Source organism: Marinoscillum furvescens DSM 4134, from assembly GCF_003386095.1.
GTDB classification, from domain to species: domain Bacteria; phylum Bacteroidota; class Bacteroidia; order Cytophagales; family Cyclobacteriaceae; genus Marinoscillum; species Marinoscillum furvescens.
On record NZ_QREG01000034.1, the window covers coordinates 22,754 to 40,092 of the forward strand.

Sequence of the window (17,339 nt, forward strand, 5' to 3'; positions counted from 1 at the left end):
GCAGGGTAGGGCTGGGTAGTAAGCTATACACTATGTGGTAAATTCAAGGTCTAACTAAAAATTAACCATTATGATGAACCGATTTTTACCTGATGTAAGAAGTATCTGGACCGTATGCTGCTTACTGATTGGAATGTTAACTACTGCACAGACGGTGGTGGACCGCCATGGTGCACTCAGTGTGCAGGGAGCCAAAATTGTGGACGAATGTGGGCGCGATGCACAGCTCAAAGGCCCTAGCTTTTTCCATCATACCTGGGAAGGCACCGAGTTTTGGAATGCCAATGCAGTGGGCTGGCTTGCGAGCGACTGGAAGGCTGAGGTAGTGCGTGCTGCCATGGCCGCAGACCCCCATGTGACTGGCTCTTATCCGGACGATCCTACAGGGTCGCTCAACAAAGTGCGCGCAGTAGTAGATGGCGCCATACAGCATGGCATCTATGTCATCATAGATTTTCATGCACATGCCATGCAGCAGTCTACAGCGGAGCAGTTTTTCTCTACCATGGCCCAGGAGTATGGTAGCTACCCTAATGTGATTTATGAAATCTACAATGAGCCTACAGGCTCCTCATGGACCAATCTGGATCAAACCTGGGCGGACCTGAAAAACTACTCCAGAAACCTGATAGCGACGATACGTCAGTATGACCCGGACAACCTGATCATTGTGCCTACGCCGTTTTACGATCAGTTTGTACACCAGGCTGCAGATGATCCACTCACTACAGATATCAATGGAAATCCAGTGGGCAATATTGCTTACACGCTTCATATCTATGCTGATGCACACCGATTTGATGGGCAGCATGGAGATTGGGCTAAGTATGCTCTGAGCAAAGGTCTGCCAATGTTTGTCACGGAAAGTGGAGCGACTGGCACGCAATACAACGAACCACGTAGTACTGGGATCAATGCGCCTAACTACACCGAGTGGAACAAATGGGAAAACTGGTGGGACGCCAATGGTATTGGGTTTTGTAAATGGTCGCTCAGTACAAAGGATGAGTTTGGATCTTCACTGCTTCCAGGTGCTCCGGCCAATGGCAACTGGAACTACAACACTGACCTAACCGATGAGGGAAGATGGAATAGAGATCACTTCCGTGCGGTAAACACATTGCCTTCCGCATGTTCTTCCTCTTCCGATGACATCATTTCTATCAGCGTACCAAACTCAGTAACACCGGGTAGCAATGCCACCGTTACGGTAGACTACTCTGCATCCACTAACAGAGATATTCAGGTTATTTTCCAACTGGATCATTCTCCATATACTAACTATGGGTCGAAGAAGGTGGACGTTTCCTCAGGTAGTGGTACGCTCAACGTATCTGTACCGATCAACAGCAGTACGCCAATTGCGAACGATGATTACCAGTTTCAGGTGTTCATTACTACTGATGGTGGTAACTGGTCCAGTAGATTGGACAATATGTCGCAAAACAACATAGATGCGGTGTCTGGTGGAAGCGCCAACGTGCAGGTTCGTGCTCGTATGACCAATGGTACTTCGGATAACCTTCAGCTCCGCGTGGACAACAGTACGGTGAAGACCTGGACGATCTCAGGAAGTTCGTATGCTACCTATAGTTACAGTGGTGCTGTGAGTGGAAATGTAAAGCTTTACTTCCCGGACAATGGAACCGATATGGAAGTGGATTGGCTCAAAGTGGATGGTACTACCTACCAGGCTGAGAACCAATCTACGAATACTGCAGTATGGCAAGGCGGCTCCTGTGGAGGCAGCAACAGTCAGCTGATGCACTGCGCTGGCCACATTGATTTTGGAACCATAGGAGGTAGTAGCTACTCTGCAACTAAGTATGAAGCTGAGAACGCCACCTTGTCGGGCACATACGTATCCACCAGCCAATCAGGTTATACTGGATCAGGCTTTGTTGATGGTCTGGATAATAATGGAGACAAAATGACCTGGACGGTAAACGTACCTGCAGCTGACACTTATCCGCTGACTATTCGCTACTCCTTGTGCAACAATCAGCAAAACTATGTGGTGATCAATGGCAACAGCACAAGTCATTCCTTCACTGATGGTAATGGAGGCTGTGGAGGCTGGGAAGACAAAGTGATTAATGTGAGTCTAAACAGCGGAAACAACACCATTGCGATTGAAAAGAACTGGGGCTGGATGCCGGTAGATTATATCATCGTTGGGGTGCCCTCTGGGTCACGTCAGACATCTGCTTCGGTACTGAAGCCAGAGGATTTGAAAATTTTCCCTAATCCGATAGATGAGCAAGGACTAAACCTTCAATTGCCTAATGCTGATCAGCCATTCACGGTTCGCATTCATGACCTGATGGGAGCAGAGGTATTTAGCGCAGAAGGCGTGAATAGTTCTTCGCTACATATTGGCAGAGACACATTTGGAGCTCAGGGCATCTACATGCTGAAGCTCTATGTAGGAGATCAAAAGTACACCAGGAAGCTTCTCGTGAAGTGACATCCTAAGTGGTGTGATTGATTCAAAGCAGAAAGCTGGTGGGTTTCCATCAGCTTTTTGTATTTTCTTCAGGTTAAACTAGGGTAGCCACTTAGCTCCAGCTGACTAAATTGGTGGTATTACGCTGCATTCATTCATTTTAACCTTTACCGATGATACGAATAATTGCTTTGATTTTTTGTCTCTGCCTTGGTGTTACCTACACTCAAGGCCAGGAATTACGCGCTGATCAATGGCAGGTTGTCGACCTGTCTTTTACCATCAATAAGCTTCCTGATCTGCCCTTCGACCATGGGGTGTCTGCCCTTTTTACCCATGAAAGCGGGGAAACGATGACTGTGCCGGGGTACTACAATGGAGCAAAAGAATATCAGGTTCGTGTGAGCTTTTCAAAACCCGGCAAATGGACCTATGAAGTTTCTGGTATAGGAAAGAAAAACAAAAACCAGCGAGGCGTCATTGAGGTAACTATGGCCGAAAAGCAACGAGGACCGATCCAAATCATGGATGGTAAGTCACAGCATTTTGCGTATGCCAATGGTGAGCCCTACATGGCGATGGCATTTGAGCTGGACTGGCTATTCGCACTGGACGAGATCGGTGCTGATGGTTTGCCCAATAGCTCGTCTATTATCAATGAAATAGCTGCCAATGGGTTTAATCAGGTGGTAATGAACGTCTATGCGTACGATGCCCACTGGGGAGACAAGGAGCGCATGCTACCACAGCACGACTTTTCCAAGCCCGAAGTATTTCCTTATGGAGGATCAAATACCAACCCTGATTATGACGTGCTCAACGTTGATTTTTTCAAGCATTTAGACAAAGTAATCGCACTGCTCAATGAGCAGGATATCATAGCTCATCTGATGATTTATGTCTGGAACAAGCAGGTCAACTGGCCAGATCCGGAGAGTGTTGAAGACAATCGTTATTTCGACTATGTGGTAAAGCGGTACCAGGCCTACCCCAATCTTAACTGGGATATTTCAAAGGAAGCGCTCGCCTATGGGCGGGACGATATGGGCTACATCTCCAGGCGGATCGCGAGGTTGCGTTCCATGGATGCTCATCAGCGGCTTGTTACAGTACACGATTACAATTATTGCAGTAAATACCCCGAACTGGTAGATTTTATTTCGATTCAGGAGTGGGAGCCCTATCTCTATGGACGCATGCGTGAGGTGCGCTCCAGGTATGATAAACCCATTTTCAATATCGAGCATGGAGGATACGAAAAGACGGACATTACGATTTTTGATGGTGCCTACAATGACGCACTTACTTGCCTCGATCGAGCCTACCAATGCGCTTTTGCGGGTACTTATTCCACATACTATTGGCAAAATGCGGCCTGGTATCATGTCATCTATGACCTGAATGATGTTGCTGAAAACCCGCCAAAGTTGAGCTACTATCGCCACTTGATGGATTTTTTCGATACTTACCCCTTACACGAGTTTGAGCCTGAGCGTGGGGCCTTTAGCCCACCGGCGCTGAGTCGTGAGACTACTTTTTTGTACTATCTCGATTCGGATAGGTTAGGAATCTATGGAGAAAATAAACGACTGAAAGATCAAAAGGTAAGTATTCGGTGGTTTGACCCGCAGACGGGAAAATACCTAAATGCCGAGGAACGTCAAATGGACGGTGTGTGGTTGGGGTTTGACAAACCAGCAGCATTGAAAGGTGCTATGGCCATCGCCGTGATTGAAATCATCAAATAGCACAGGGCAGGATATGATAACTAAATCATCGCCGAGCACTATCTATGCTTAGCGATCAATCACAACATTATTCAGACTTTATGAAAAGTTACAGACTTTGTTTTTTGGCTCTTACCATCATTTTGGGATGTTCCGCTCCTGATACACCTACACCAGTAGGGCAAAACGGACAGCTAAGCATCGATGGCCGCTTTGTTACCAACGAGGCGGGCGAACCCGTGCAAATACGGGGAATGAGTTTTTTTTGGCATCAGTGGGAAAACTCACACGCCTATTGGAATGCAGAATGTATCCAATGGCTGGCGGATGACTGGAAAGTAGATGCGGTGCGGTTGCCAGTGGGTATCCATGAGACTGGCTGGTTTGCGGACTCACTCACGGTGGAGCGTGCCGTGCGCAGAGGAATAGAGGGCGCTGCTGCCGCAGGTCTGTATGTGGTGGTAGACTGGCATTCACACAACATTCATACAGCATCGGCTGTGGGGTTTTTCAGCCGAATAGCTAAAGAATACGGACATCTACCCAATGTAGTATATGAGATATTCAATGAGCCAGATGGAGCATCTCTTGATTCTCTGGATGAGACCTGGTCGGAAATCAAGGCTTATTCTGAAGAGGTCATTGCAGCCATTCGAGCGCATGATCCTGACAATATCATCGTAGTAGGTACACCGTTTTGGTCTCAGCTAGTAGACACTGCTGCTGATGATCCGCTGCTTTCTGCGGACGGCAAGCCGTTAGATAATATTGCTTACACCCTGCATTTTTATGCAGCTCACCATCAAGATGACCTCATGGCCCGCGCCAACTATGCCGTAGAGCGTGGCTTGCCAATCTGGGTAACAGAATGTGGGCGCACTGGGGTCAACTATGGCCCGAATAACTCTCTGGACCCAGCCTACTGGGATAAGTGGGAAGCCTGGATGGACCAAAATAAAATCTCCTGGAACAAATGGTCGCTAAGTATCAAAAATGAAGTGAGTTCATCACTAAAACCCGGAGCCAGCACCACTGGGCAGTGGCAGGAAGAAGACCTTACTTCAGAAGGGATTTGGAATAGAAATCATTTCAGGTCATTGAAAGAGTAGTAAGCCGCGAACAGAAAAGATATTGGTGGAAAATTAATAGATAACATAGATTAAGATGAATAGAACTGTCGTTGCGTTTTTGGGAATTATGTTAGCCATACTTCCAGGGCTTTATGCCCAGGTATTGGAAGCCGAAAACTACATCCGGGTAGACCAGTTCGGGTATTTACCCTCCGCTTATAAAGTGGCCGTAATAGCCAAAGCAGAACAGGGCTTCAATGCTGGTTCTGGAATAGAATTGGATATCGATAAAGCAGTAGAGCTTATCAATGCCGATAGCAAGGAGGTAGTCTTTAGCGCCGTTGCTCACCGATGGAATGGAGGCGTCACCGATAGCTATTCAGGAGATAAGGGATGGTGGTTTGATTTCACTTCGTATACCACCGAAGGTTCCTATTACATCAGGGCGTATACGACTGATGGCACGGCTGTAGATAGTTACTCATTTCGAATTGCACAGGATGTGTATCAGGATGTGTTGCGTGCTGCGGTGAATATGTTTTATTACCAGCGTATCAATTTTGCCAAAACGGCTGAATATGCCTCCGGTGCCTTGTGGACAGACGGGGAGTGGTTTGAGCAGGACAAAGCCGCCATTTACCTCAATGACGAATCGATTTTGAGAGATATGTCCCGAGGTTGGTTTGATGCGGGAGACCCCAATAAATACGTGACTTTTGCCGTGGAAAGTGTGCAAGGGCTACTCACCACTTACGATCAGCATCCAGACCTTTGGAAGGCGCTCGATCTAAAAATACCTGAGTCGGGCAACTCCATACCAGACCTCCTGGATGAGGTGAAGTGGGAGATCGATTGGTTGAAAAACATGCAGGATTTTCCGGGAACGGGAGGCTTTTATATCAAAGGAGGCATCAAGCAGGACCATTCTTACATCTCTCCACCGAGTACCGACACACGCGCTCGCTATTATGATGAAATCTGCCCTTCAGCAACCGTGATTGGGGCGGGGATGTTGGCGCATGCGGCTTACACCTTTGGTCAGTTTCCAGCGCTGGCAGGGTATGCGGAAGAGCTAATTCTACGTGCGGAGGCTGCCTGGAAGTACTACGATTTGCATCCGGAAAAAGACAAGCAGTGCGATGGTGGTGAAATAGAGGCAGGTGATGCAGACGGAAGTGGGGCTCATTACGCTAAGGAGCATGTGGCTGAAGCCACCTGTGCAGCCGCCTACTTATATGCTGTCACCGGAAAGGAAGTCTACAACGAATTTGTAAAGAACAACTATAAAAGCACCAGGCCCTGGCAGTCTTCCGAATGGGGCATATATCGGGGTAATCAGTCAGAGGCCATGCTTTTTTATACCACTTTGTCAGGAGCAGATGCCAGCACCAAAGAGGCGATTCTTAATAAGAAAACCAACCCCGACCTGAGTGAAAGCTCACATTACACTTTGGTTGAAAACGATAACCTCTACCGTGCAAAGTCATTTTACTCCAACTGGGGGTCCAATAGCCTGATGTCGCGCCAGGGATCGGATATCATGGATCTGGTGCACTTAAACCTAAAAACAGATAAACACGATGCTTATAAGGAGAGAGCTCAGGCTATCGTCAATTACATGCACGGCACCAACCCATTTGGGATGACCTATCTGACTAACATGTATCAGTATGGAGCAGAGTTTTCAGCTACCGAAATGTGGCACTCCTGGTTTGCCACCAACACCATATATGACAATATCGATGGAGACAACATTGGCCCTGCTCCCGGGTTTTTGGTAGGAGGTTTCAATTCGCAAAATGCAAAAGACGCAGTAGTGAAAATTGGGACACAGACTTTTGATGCTACCACAGGGGAGCAAGCCACACAAAAGTCCTATACAGAGACTAACGATTCGGGCAGCCAACCATGGGCATTCAATGAGCCGGCTATTTACTATTCGACGAGTTACATAAAACTACTGGCGCATTTCGTGGAGTTGGAGCAAGCTTACCATGAAGTTACAGCCACTACTAATCAACTAGGAGAGGTAAGAGGTACAGGAAGTTATGTGGCTGGAGATTCGGCAATGGTCTATGCGCTGGCCGAACCCGGATACTATTTTACAGAGTGGTCTGGTGGGGCTACTGGCGAAAGTCAGCCATTAAAACCAGTCATGAACCAGTCCATCAGTCTGGACGCCAACTTTGCCGAGTATACACCGGATGATTGTCAGGTATACAATGGAGATTTTGAGCTGGATTGGTCTGGGTGGATCAATATGGGAGCAGCACTCCAGGCAGAAGCAACTAGTGGCGGAAATGCAATAGTCATCACGGAAGATGGAGGCGTGCTGGGGAGTTCGCTCATAGCAGTGGGCGAGCATAATGGCGTGGAAGTTCAGGCAGATGCTTCGATTGAAGGTCTTGTCAACGGAGCCAGCATTGGAGTACTGTGCCTGGATGCGAATAAGCAAGCCATCAGCCGCGTGCTGATCGGTGTGGTGAACGATGAACTAAAGTCCGTGTCAGGTACAGGCGAAATCCCCGAGGGGACAAAATACTTACAGCCAATCATTTGGCGGGCCGGATCTACAGGTACCTATTTGGTTGATAATTTTTGTGTGGGCCTGGTCGCAGACTATGAGCCGCCCACTTACCAGCTGGATGTAGAAGGCGGTGCCGGAGACGGGGCGTACATGGAGGGAGAAGAAGTTCCCATCGATGCAAATGAAGCAGCTCCTCATACCGAATTTGAAAAGTGGGAAGGCGATATACAGTATGTGCTAAATCCTCACGATGCACAGACCACCTTGCGCATGCCGCCAAGGCCTGCCACTGTGACGGCCATTTATAAAGACATCTACTACTCGCTGGATGTAATTAGCGGTTCTGGAGATGGTTCTTATCTAGCAGGCACTGAGGTGGAAATCAAGGCTTTTGAAGTGCAGGGCAAAAAGTTTGCTCAGTGGACAGGTGATACGGATTCCATTAAAAACTTAACCGAAGCGGTCACCACACTCACCATGCCCGGTAAAGACATTAAGGTCACCGCTAATTTCGAAGAGCTCGTGCTCGGTGGAGACTGGCGGTCCATTACCATAGGCCCTAATCCGCTGCGAAACGGCACACTTCATATCCAGAGCGAGCACAAGGAAGTTTTTGTAGAGATCTTGGACCTTGCTGGAAATACCGTGCGCACAGCACAACTCACTGAAGATCAAGCGTTGGATTTGTCCGACCTCACCGCCGGCGTGTACCTTCTTACGGTAGCAGAGGCAGGCAACACGAAGCGATTTAGACTGATAGTGGAAAAATAATTGTCATGAAAAAACCTGCACTGACTGTATTGTTTTTTGCGATGGCTGTAGTGGCTTTTGGGCAGCCGCTCACGCACATCACCATCGATAGTACCCGCCAAAAGTGGGGAGACTGGGAGCAACCCGAATGGCTCCGCTACTTTGGTGCTGATCATGGCGACATCAATGGTGATGGTCTTCCTGACATTGCCGCAGGTAGGTATGTATACCTCAATCCGGGAGGAACATTAGAAGCACCCTGGCAGCGGGTGGTGCTCGATGATAATGTAGATGTCATTTTTGTCACAGATATAGATGGAGATCCCTTTGCCGACCTGATAGCTCAGCACCTGCCAGAAATCTACTGGTATGAAGCGCTGGATGAATCAGGGACCATGTTCCGGCGCACGCTAATCGGAGAGGTGCCAGCTACCAGTCACGTCAATAGTCAGGGGTTTAAGAAAGCTTCAATCTTTGGTGGAAACAAGCCAGAGCTCCTGATCGCAGGAAATGGTGATGTGTATGCACTACAAATACCAGATGATCCTAAGAAGCCCTGGCCAGTGCTAAAAGTAGCTGCCAACACCTCTGATGAAGGAATAGGAATCGGAGATGTAAATGGAGACAACAGTCCAGATATTGTCACCGGTAGAAGACGTGCTGGTGAGGAGGAGCCAAAAGTTCTGGTATGGTTTAGAAATGCCGGAAAGCAGCCAGAGTGGGACGCTCAAGAAATTGGCTCTACGGAGCACCCGATCGATCGGGTAGAAGTGGCCGATTTAGATGGAGATGGAGATCAGGACGTAGTGATCACAGAAGAACGCTATCCGGGGCTGGAGCCCGATGCTCACCTTATTTGGTTTGAAAATCCTGGACAAGGAAAAGGGCAGTGGCCCTCGCACATCATCACCACGGCATACTCGCTCAACAATCTGGATATTGCTGATTTGGATGGCGATGGAGACGCAGACCTGGTCACAAGTGAGCATAAAGGCGTGGAGTTGGAGCTGATGTGGTGGCTCAATGATGGTCAGGGGACGTTTACAAAAAAGGTGATGGGTACAGGTCACGAAAATCATTTGGGCACGCAACTCGCGGATTTAGATTTGGACGGTGATCTGGATGTGTACGGTGCGGCATGGGATGCCTACCAAAACATGCACGTTTGGCGAAACGACTCGAAACCCGGGCTGCGGCCAAATCAACGCATTAAATCTCATGGCTGGATACCTCAGTCTTCTGATGAGGGTGTGTTTTTACGTGTTGGGGGTAAATACGATTACCGTGTGGCTAATGAACACATGAATGCAGATGGCTGGATTACGCTTGCTGAAAATATTGATTTGAAAAATGCTGATGGCGCTGAGCTGATAGTGGAGCGCGTACAGTCACATGATGGTACTAAGGGGCTGGCTATTCAGCTCGAAGGTTTTGATCCACTGAGTATTCCGCCACCTAAAACCATCCCACAAGCTGCGGAGCAGTATATGTTTCATGACAATGCTCGCCTGACCATTCCATTAGAAATGCTCAAATCTGGAGATCTGCGAGCCCGATTTTTAGTAGCCGATGAGCATCCGTGGGATTGGCCTCAAAATTTAATTTATGGGACCACTTTGCGCGTTTATTACAAGGAATCAGTCCCGGTTTTCACTGTGAAAGCTGTTGTGGAAATCAACAAGGAAATGAAACTCACACTGGCTGGAAATCAGTCTGAAAACATAGAGGAGGTCACCTTCATTGGCTTGTATGAAGATGTAGACCAGGATGGTGATGGAGTCTATCGCGACTGGCAGTATCACTACGATCGGGCAGAGCTGAAGGGGACACTGGGAAAAGCCAGCCAACCTCCATACCAAATCAACTGGAAGCTAGACTGGGTGCCAAATCAGGAGCTCCCTGTACAAGTGATGGCTTTAGTTACTCTGACAAATGGAAAAACCGTCACCACTGGAGCTACCACTGTGGAGCTGCCGGCGGAGCGTCCCGAAGTACGTCTTGGAAAACCGTACAACGTCCCGGCAAACTGGGTGACCAGAAATGATACGTACACTGAAAACCTCTGTATGGCCGACACTTCAGGATTGGTGAGTAGTAGGCTGTTTTGGAAAAGTTGGAGTCCTTGCTATGATGCGGGAATCTTACTCAACGGAAAAGAACTAGAAGTGGAAAATACGGGTCCGTGTTATGATGAGCAATGGCACAAACTAAATGTGAGAAAAAACTACTGGATAGAAGGTGAAAATACCCTGACCACCCGTAAAACACCGCTCCATGATGGTAGTATGGTCCACGGCATGGAAGTGCAATGGCCCGGAATAATGGCGAAATGGAAGCACAATCGCCCTGGCGAGCGTGTATCCATCGCCAGTTCCACCTACGAAGGTAGACCCCATTTTGTGATCAAAACAGCACAACTTACCTATTACCTGGATCAGGCGTCAGGTGGGCTTTCGCGCATGATTGATGCAGCTGGAAATGATTGGCTGGGCTTTCATGTAGACAGCAAAGAGGCTTATCCAAAATCTGCCGCTACCTCTTATCGTGGCTTCCCAAACCTGGTGTTTACTACTGCAGACAAAGGAGCCGGACACCCGGGTTTTGATCGCTGCACCTCAGAGGTCACCGGCCCAAATCAAATTACGGTAGAAAGTAAAAGTGGACGCTGGAAATGGGTTTACGATTTTAAACCTGACCATGTACTGCTCGACGTTGTGAAAACAGATCCGAATGCTAATTACTGGGTACTTTATGAAGGAGTTCCTGGGGGAAGTTTTAAACCCGCCAACTACACGTTTGGACATTCAAAAGCAACAAGCTCACAGGCTGACCTGCCTGATTTTTATAAAGGCAAAACGCTTTCAGACCAATACGCATGGATGTATTGCAGTGAAAACGAAAGTAGCCAGACGGTGTATATGGCACAGGTCCAAAACGATAAAAAGCCTGACGTGATCGGTTTTTTAGGTGATAGCGACGAAGGGCTGAAAAGTACTAACGGCATGACAGTTTTCGGCTTTGGTCGGGACCTAAAGACTCAGCCAAAACTCAAGGGTCCTGAGAAATTCATTTTAGGAATCTATTCCAGGTCAATAAATAAACCAGAGGATCATCAACACCTCGCCCAATACCTCAACCTACTAATCGATGACTATGAAAATCCTTAAGTTTTGTGCAATCATTATAGTTGCAATGGCCAGCTGCAAGCCGGCTGCTACAGATTTTACGCCTGTTCCGTTCGAATCACAGCTCATACTTGATGATGCCAGGTACTTTTGGGCACACTGTCCTGCAGACCTTACCGGTGATGGAGTAGCGGATTTGGTTTTTATTCACAACAATGCAAGCGGAGGCTATCTGGGATACTATACCGGCCATATAGGTAGTGGCCTATGGGAAAAAGTAACCATCAGCAATGAGCCCATGGATTCTATCTTCTTTGCAGGCGGAGACCTGGAGTGTGCTGATATCGATGGTGATGGAGATCTCGATGTACTTGCAATACGGCATCCGGGGGAGTGGGTAGAAGCCGGCGCAGTAGCACATCTATCCTGGTTTGAAAACCCTTCGTGGAAAGAACATGCCATCGGAAAAGTACCCGATGCTGTGAAAGACGTCAGTTTCACAGATTTTGATAAAGACGGACATATGGATCTCGCGGTGTTGACCTTTGATGAAAGTACCCTTAGCCTCTTTCAGCAAGGGGAGGACAGTGTATGGCAAAGAGCCCAATATTGGCATGACTATGGCAACCTGCATGAGGGCATGGCCATAGGAGATGTAAACGGCGATGGCTATGCAGATATTTTAGCCACCGGACATGCTTTTATAAATCCCGCTACCAATTTGAGTTTGCCGTGGAAGACCGAAAACATTCACAGCAGATGGAATTCGCAGACTGGCGACTGGTCGAGAAACGGCACCAAAATGTTTGCCCAGGACCTGGATGGTGATGGTCAGGATGAAGTATTCATTAGCCACTCCGAGCGCGCCGGTTACCCTGTAACATGGAATAAGCGAATAGCTGAAAATACCTGGGAGGAGCATGTCATCCTGGACAGCCTACCAGCGTGTCACACGCTACAAGTATATGATTTTGATGGCAATGGGCGCTATGATCTGCTAGCTGGGATCAACAAAGGCCGGGCAGTCAATTTGGGTGTGGATCATTTTGAGCTGATGCTACTGCGGAGCGAAGATTACGAAGATTGGCAGTCGCAAATCATCACAGATGAGGGAATTTACAACGGCCAGGCGATAGATTTTGATGGCGATGGGGATATGGATTTTTTCCGATACCCTGATCACGAGTCAAACGAAATGTACCTCTTTGTAAATCAGACGATTGCTAAAAACAATCAGGTAGCTGAAAAGGCATCGAATCCATGAAGTTACAACTTATTGACATTCTGATCATACTGGCCTACCTGGTAGCGACGATCGTAATCGGGTTGGTGGTCAAAAAACAAGCCCAGCGCGACAAGTCTTCCTATCTACTGGGAGGCAATCAGATGCCGTGGTATTTCCTGGGCCTCTCCAATGCCTCCGGGATGTTTGATATCTCCGGTACCATGTGGCTGGTTACGGCGCTGTTTGTATATGGAGTGAAAAGTATCTGGCTACCCTGGCTGTGGCCCATGTTCAACCAGATTTTTTTGATGGTCTATCTGTCGGCATGGTTGCGCAGGTCCAATGTGACCACCGGCGCGGAGTGGATCATCACCCGCTTTGGCAAAGGGCGAGAAGCGTCATGGTCCCACACTATTATTGTGATTTTTGCGATAGCCAATGGACTTGGCTTTTTGGCCTATGGCTTTATTGGATTAGGAAAATTCATGGAAATATTCCTTCCATGGGAGCTGATTTCACCTTACATCCCATTCGCGATTTCCCTGGAATATGTGCCGCATTTTTACGGCATAGTTTTCACCTTATTTGCTGTTTTTTATGCGCTACTCGGAGGGATGATCAGTATCGTGTGGACAGATGTGTTGCAGTACACCATTATGACCATCTCTGCGGTGGTCATCGGGGCCATCGCAATTTTTGCTTTGCAGGATCATGTGCTGGAGGTGCCACAGGGATGGGAATCGGCTTTTTGGAGCGGTGGGCTGGGCATCGACTGGAGTGAGCGTCTGCCGGGAGTGATGGACAAGGTACGAGCAGATGGCTATCAGATGTTTACGGCTTTTTTCATGATGATGGTCTGCAAAGGCTTTTTGGTGTCCTCTGCGGGGCCCACACCTACGTATGACATGCAGAAGATTTTGGCCACCCGATCTCCATCAGATGCTGCCAAAATGAGCGGGTTCGTCTCAGTAGTTTTGCTTCCGGCACGTTACCTGATGATTGCCGGTTTTGCCGTGCTGGGCATCCTTTTTTATGACCAGCTAGACCTGGTAGTGGCGGGGCAGGTGGATTATGAACAGGTGCTCCCCTCAGCCATCAATGAGTTTGTGCCCACGGGTGTGTTGGGGCTTTTGCTGGCCGGACTGCTGGCTGCTTTTATGTCTACATTCGCAGGCACGCTCAACGCTGTGCAGGCGTATGTCGTCAATGACCTTTACCTCAGGCATGTAAAGCCTGAGGCCAACAAGCAGCAGCTTACCCGCGCCAATTATTTGATTGGTTTGCTGCTTGTGGGAGTGAGCGTGGCGCTGGGGATGATGTCCAAAAACGTTAATCAAATTCTACAGATCATCGTTTCTGCGCTGTGGGGAGGCTATGTGGCAGCCAATATCCTGAAATGGTACTGGTGGCGATTCAATGGCTATGGGTTTTTCTGGGGCATGCTCTTTGGCATGTTTGCCAGTGCGCTACCCTTCTTTTGGGACGACCTGCTGGCGTACCTTTATCCTTCATTTGCCCCCGACATCCGATACCTTTATTATTTTCCGTTTATCCTTGGCTTTGCGCTCATTGGTTCAGTGGCTGGTACGCTGGCCACGGCTCCTACAGACATGCAGGTGTTAAAGGATTTTTATAAGTCTGTGAAACCCTGGGGATTTTGGGGGCCTGTGCATGAGGTGGTGAAGAAAGAACACCCCGACTTTCAGAAAAACCGCAGTTTTTGGATGGATATGTTCAATATCATCATTGGCACCGTGGGGCAGACGGCTTTAGTGGCATTGCCCATCTATTTAGTGATCGACAGGGGGTGGCCACTGGTAGCCTCTTTGCTCATCGCACTGGCTTGTGGGCTTATTATGAAAAAAACATGGTGGGATAAACTTCAAAATTAATCGTACACTATTATGCTTTCTCAAGACGTAATCGATCATTATCACAAGCAGGGATATTACCTGCATCAGCAGCAGTTGTTTGGCAAGGATAAGCTGGCTCGTCTTACAGGGATTTTTGAAGAGCACCTGGCGAATAAAGGCGAAAAGCTCTCGGACGAACTGGATACTCCTCATTTTCGGGACGAAAGGCTTTTTGAGTTTTTGATGGCAGATGAGGTGCTCGACCTGGTGGAGTGCCTGATTGGGCCCAATATTGGTTTGTTTACCAGCCACTTTATCTGCAAGATGCCTCATACGGGTAGGCGCACTCCCTGGCACGAGGACAGTGCCTACTGGGACGGTAAGTTTGATCGACTGGACAAAATAGTGACGGTATGGCTGGCGCTAGATCCCTCTACGCTCCGAAATGGATGTATGGGCGTGATACCCGGCACTCATACCAATGGCTTTTCGGAATATGAAGCAGTGGATGCCACCACCAATACCTTTGACCAGGAAATCAAAGCTGAGAGCATCCGCGAGGAGGATGCGGTGTGGTTTGAGCTGGAGCGGGGAGCCTGCAGCTTGCATGATGGCCGCATCATTCATGGTGCCGGACCCAATACCAGCCCGTATCGTCGGGCGGGGTATACCATGCGTTACTTTGGGCTCGATATGAAATTTAATGCGGAGGAGTCCAAAAATCAGGGTTTTAAGATCTATCATGCCCGAGGTGAAAATGTGGCAGAAAATCCATTAATCTATCGTTAGCGAGGATCGCAAACTCGTGAATCTACTGAAACGGAGACCAGTGTGTTGGTCGATAATAGAGACGCTCCATCAGTGATCGCTGGTGGGGGTGACTTGATTGTGGAGGTCTTACTTTTTAACCCATGTGTCTACAAGAACATCCCCATTTGGTTTTGGAAAAGTTAATACCATTTTAGCTTCTGTTAGCGTAATAATTTCATAGGTTCCACCTCCAAAAGTCAGCCATGTTCCATAGTTGCCAAATGACCAGGATGATATTTGACTATCAGGAATACCATTTGAACAAGACATACTAGTGCTGTTTCTTGAAAAATTATAGGATCTTGTAAATTCCCAATCATCATCTTTCATACATTCAGGAAGCCACTCTACCCCATTTTTTTTGCTTGAAACTATTAACCAGGTTTTTTTTTCTGATCCCGCTAAGAGAATTTCATTTGTATCATCTTTCTCAGGAGTCACCGGATCTACTTCATCTTCCTGGTTACAACCAATTATTAAGGTGGTAAAAACTATCATCACGCTCATCAAGTATGATTTACTGACATCAAAATGATTCAGCGATGTGATGTTAGAAGTGCTCATATTTTAATATTGTTGCTTTATACGTGTTGGAATTCCACTCAATGCCGAATAGGTATATTTAGCCCCAGCCGGTTTAGGTCGTTCGAAGATAATGGTTTTTAAGAAAATCGTGAATACCTAAATCATTGATCCAGCCCTACTATCTCGATAGAGAAGATCTTCTACATCCGGTAATGTATCCCTTCGGTGTTGAGCGTATTGCCTAGGTGGTATAAGGTGTTGAGTTTTGCATAAAAAGCAATGCAAAGAAATAAGGAAGAGATGTTTGCACTCATAGAGCAGTGGAAAAACAGTGCTGAGCCCCGAAAAGCCTTTTGCCGGAAGCACAACATTGCGCCATCCACCTTCAGTTACTGGTACGCCAAATATCAGAAGACCCAGTCTGCTGTGAAGCCAGGGTTTGTGGAGGTTCAACCCCACTTGAGCAGGAGCCTTGAGCTAATTTACCCCAATGGTGTCAAGATACGGCTACCACACGACACCTCACTTTCAGAACTACGCACGCTCCTTCAGCTGGATGTTTAGCCTCGGCTCTTCACATAGCTACTACCTGTACACAGAGCCTACCGACATGCGTAAGAGCTTTGACAGCCTATCAGGGCTTGTCCGCTCGCAAATGGATAAAGATCCTTTCAGCGGATCGGTCTATGTGTTTATCAACAAACAGCGCAATAGAATCAAACTACTCCACTGGGAAGGCGGTGGCTTTACCCTCTACTATAAGCGACTGGAGAAAGGTCAGTTTGAATTACCTGATCAAAGGCCAGGCAAACACGCTCAGGTAAACTGGTCAGACCTGATACTAATCGTTGAGGGCATACGCTTAAAAAGCGTGCGGAGAAGTGTACGTTTTTCCTTCAAAAAGTAGGTTTAAAGGGAGCTATATGTAATATTTGCACACGTGCAGTCATCCAAAGATACCGTTCAAATCTCCCGAAAAGAGTATGAAGAATTCCTTTATCTAAAGGAAGAGTTGGCTCAACTCAAGAAACTCATTTTCGGCAAGAAGAATGAACGCTTTGTCCCTTCTGATACTGCACAATCACAGCTGGACTTTGGACTTGAATCTAACGCGACAGAACCTGAAGCAGAGCAACAAACCATCAGCTATACCAAGGAGAAGAAAGCCAAAAAGAAGCCCATCCGCATGGTACTTCCTGCCCACCTGCCTAGAGAGGAAGAAGTACTAGAGCCAGAGGATAAGCAGGACAATGCCGAAAAGCTTGGAGAGGCGATCACCGA

The 17,339-nt window shown here is 47.7% G+C and carries 12 protein-coding genes; 11 read left to right on the forward strand and 1 reads right to left on the reverse strand.

All coding sequences use genetic code 11. The annotated features are described in order from the left end of the window. Positions 1 to 70 precede the first annotated feature (70 nt). The 8 genes from C7460_RS22385 (at position 71) to C7460_RS22420 (ending at position 15,512) form a co-directional block, all read left to right on the forward strand. A complete protein-coding gene (locus C7460_RS22385; protein ID WP_115870381.1) occupies positions 71 to 2,467 on the forward strand; it encodes a cellulase family glycosylhydrolase in 2,397 nt (798 codons plus the stop codon). A gap of 152 nt (positions 2,468 to 2,619) precedes the next feature. After that, complete coding sequence (locus tag C7460_RS22390; RefSeq protein WP_115870382.1) at positions 2,620 to 4,194, forward strand: DUF5060 domain-containing protein; 1,575 nt, start codon at positions 2,620 to 2,622, stop codon at positions 4,192 to 4,194. Between the two features lie 80 nt (positions 4,195 to 4,274). Further along, a complete protein-coding gene (locus C7460_RS22395) occupies positions 4,275 to 5,282 on the forward strand; it encodes a glycoside hydrolase family 5 protein (RefSeq protein ID WP_170148147.1) in 1,008 nt (335 codons plus the stop codon). 55 nt (positions 5,283 to 5,337) lie between these two features. Next, positions 5,338 to 8,541 (forward strand): glycoside hydrolase family 9 protein, encoded by a 3,204-nt coding sequence (locus C7460_RS22400; RefSeq protein WP_115870384.1) that lies wholly within the window; start codon positions 5,338 to 5,340, stop codon positions 8,539 to 8,541. 5 nt (positions 8,542 to 8,546) lie between these two features. After that, a complete protein-coding gene (locus C7460_RS22405) occupies positions 8,547 to 11,687 on the forward strand; it encodes an FG-GAP repeat domain-containing protein (RefSeq protein ID WP_115870385.1) in 3,141 nt (1,046 codons plus the stop codon). Continuing rightward, positions 11,674 to 12,909: an FG-GAP repeat domain-containing protein gene (locus C7460_RS22410; RefSeq protein ID WP_170148148.1), complete on the forward strand. Its 1,236-nt coding sequence runs from the start codon at positions 11,674 to 11,676 to the stop codon at positions 12,907 to 12,909. Before C7460_RS22405 ends, C7460_RS22410 begins: the two co-directional genes overlap by 14 nt. Further along, positions 12,906 to 14,762, forward strand: a complete 1,857-nt coding sequence (locus tag C7460_RS22415; protein WP_115870387.1) for a sodium:solute symporter family protein — start codon at positions 12,906 to 12,908, stop codon at positions 14,760 to 14,762. The genes C7460_RS22410 and C7460_RS22415 overlap by 4 nt, the downstream gene beginning before the upstream one ends. A gap of 12 nt (positions 14,763 to 14,774) precedes the next feature. Beyond that, the gene (locus tag C7460_RS22420) at positions 14,775 to 15,512 is read left to right on the forward strand and encodes a phytanoyl-CoA dioxygenase family protein (protein WP_115870388.1); all 738 of its coding nucleotides are present in this window, start codon (positions 14,775 to 14,777) and stop codon (positions 15,510 to 15,512) included. A 108-nt stretch (positions 15,513 to 15,620) separates the two neighbouring features. Here C7460_RS22420 and C7460_RS22425 read toward each other — a convergent pair whose 3' ends face one another. Next, positions 15,621 to 16,097, reverse strand: a complete 477-nt coding sequence (locus C7460_RS22425; RefSeq protein WP_147303066.1) for a hypothetical protein — start codon at positions 16,095 to 16,097, stop codon at positions 15,621 to 15,623. Between the two features lie 240 nt (positions 16,098 to 16,337). On the opposite strand from C7460_RS22425, the gene tnpA reads away from it, so the two are divergent. The 3 genes from tnpA to C7460_RS22435 all read left to right on the forward strand — a co-directional run. Further along, entirely contained in the window at positions 16,338 to 16,622 is a 285-nt protein-coding gene (tnpA, locus tag C7460_RS23580; RefSeq protein ID WP_147303067.1) for an IS66 family insertion sequence element accessory protein TnpA, read from the forward strand. After that, on the forward strand, positions 16,615 to 16,965 hold the full coding sequence (tnpB, locus tag C7460_RS22430; RefSeq protein WP_170148149.1) for an IS66 family insertion sequence element accessory protein TnpB: 351 nt from the start codon (positions 16,615 to 16,617) through the stop codon (positions 16,963 to 16,965). Before tnpA ends, tnpB begins: the two co-directional genes overlap by 8 nt. A 33-nt stretch (positions 16,966 to 16,998) precedes the next feature. Beyond that, a partial coding sequence (locus tag C7460_RS22435; RefSeq protein ID WP_221409612.1) for a transposase occupies positions 16,999 to 17,339 on the forward strand: 341 nt, incomplete at its 3' end.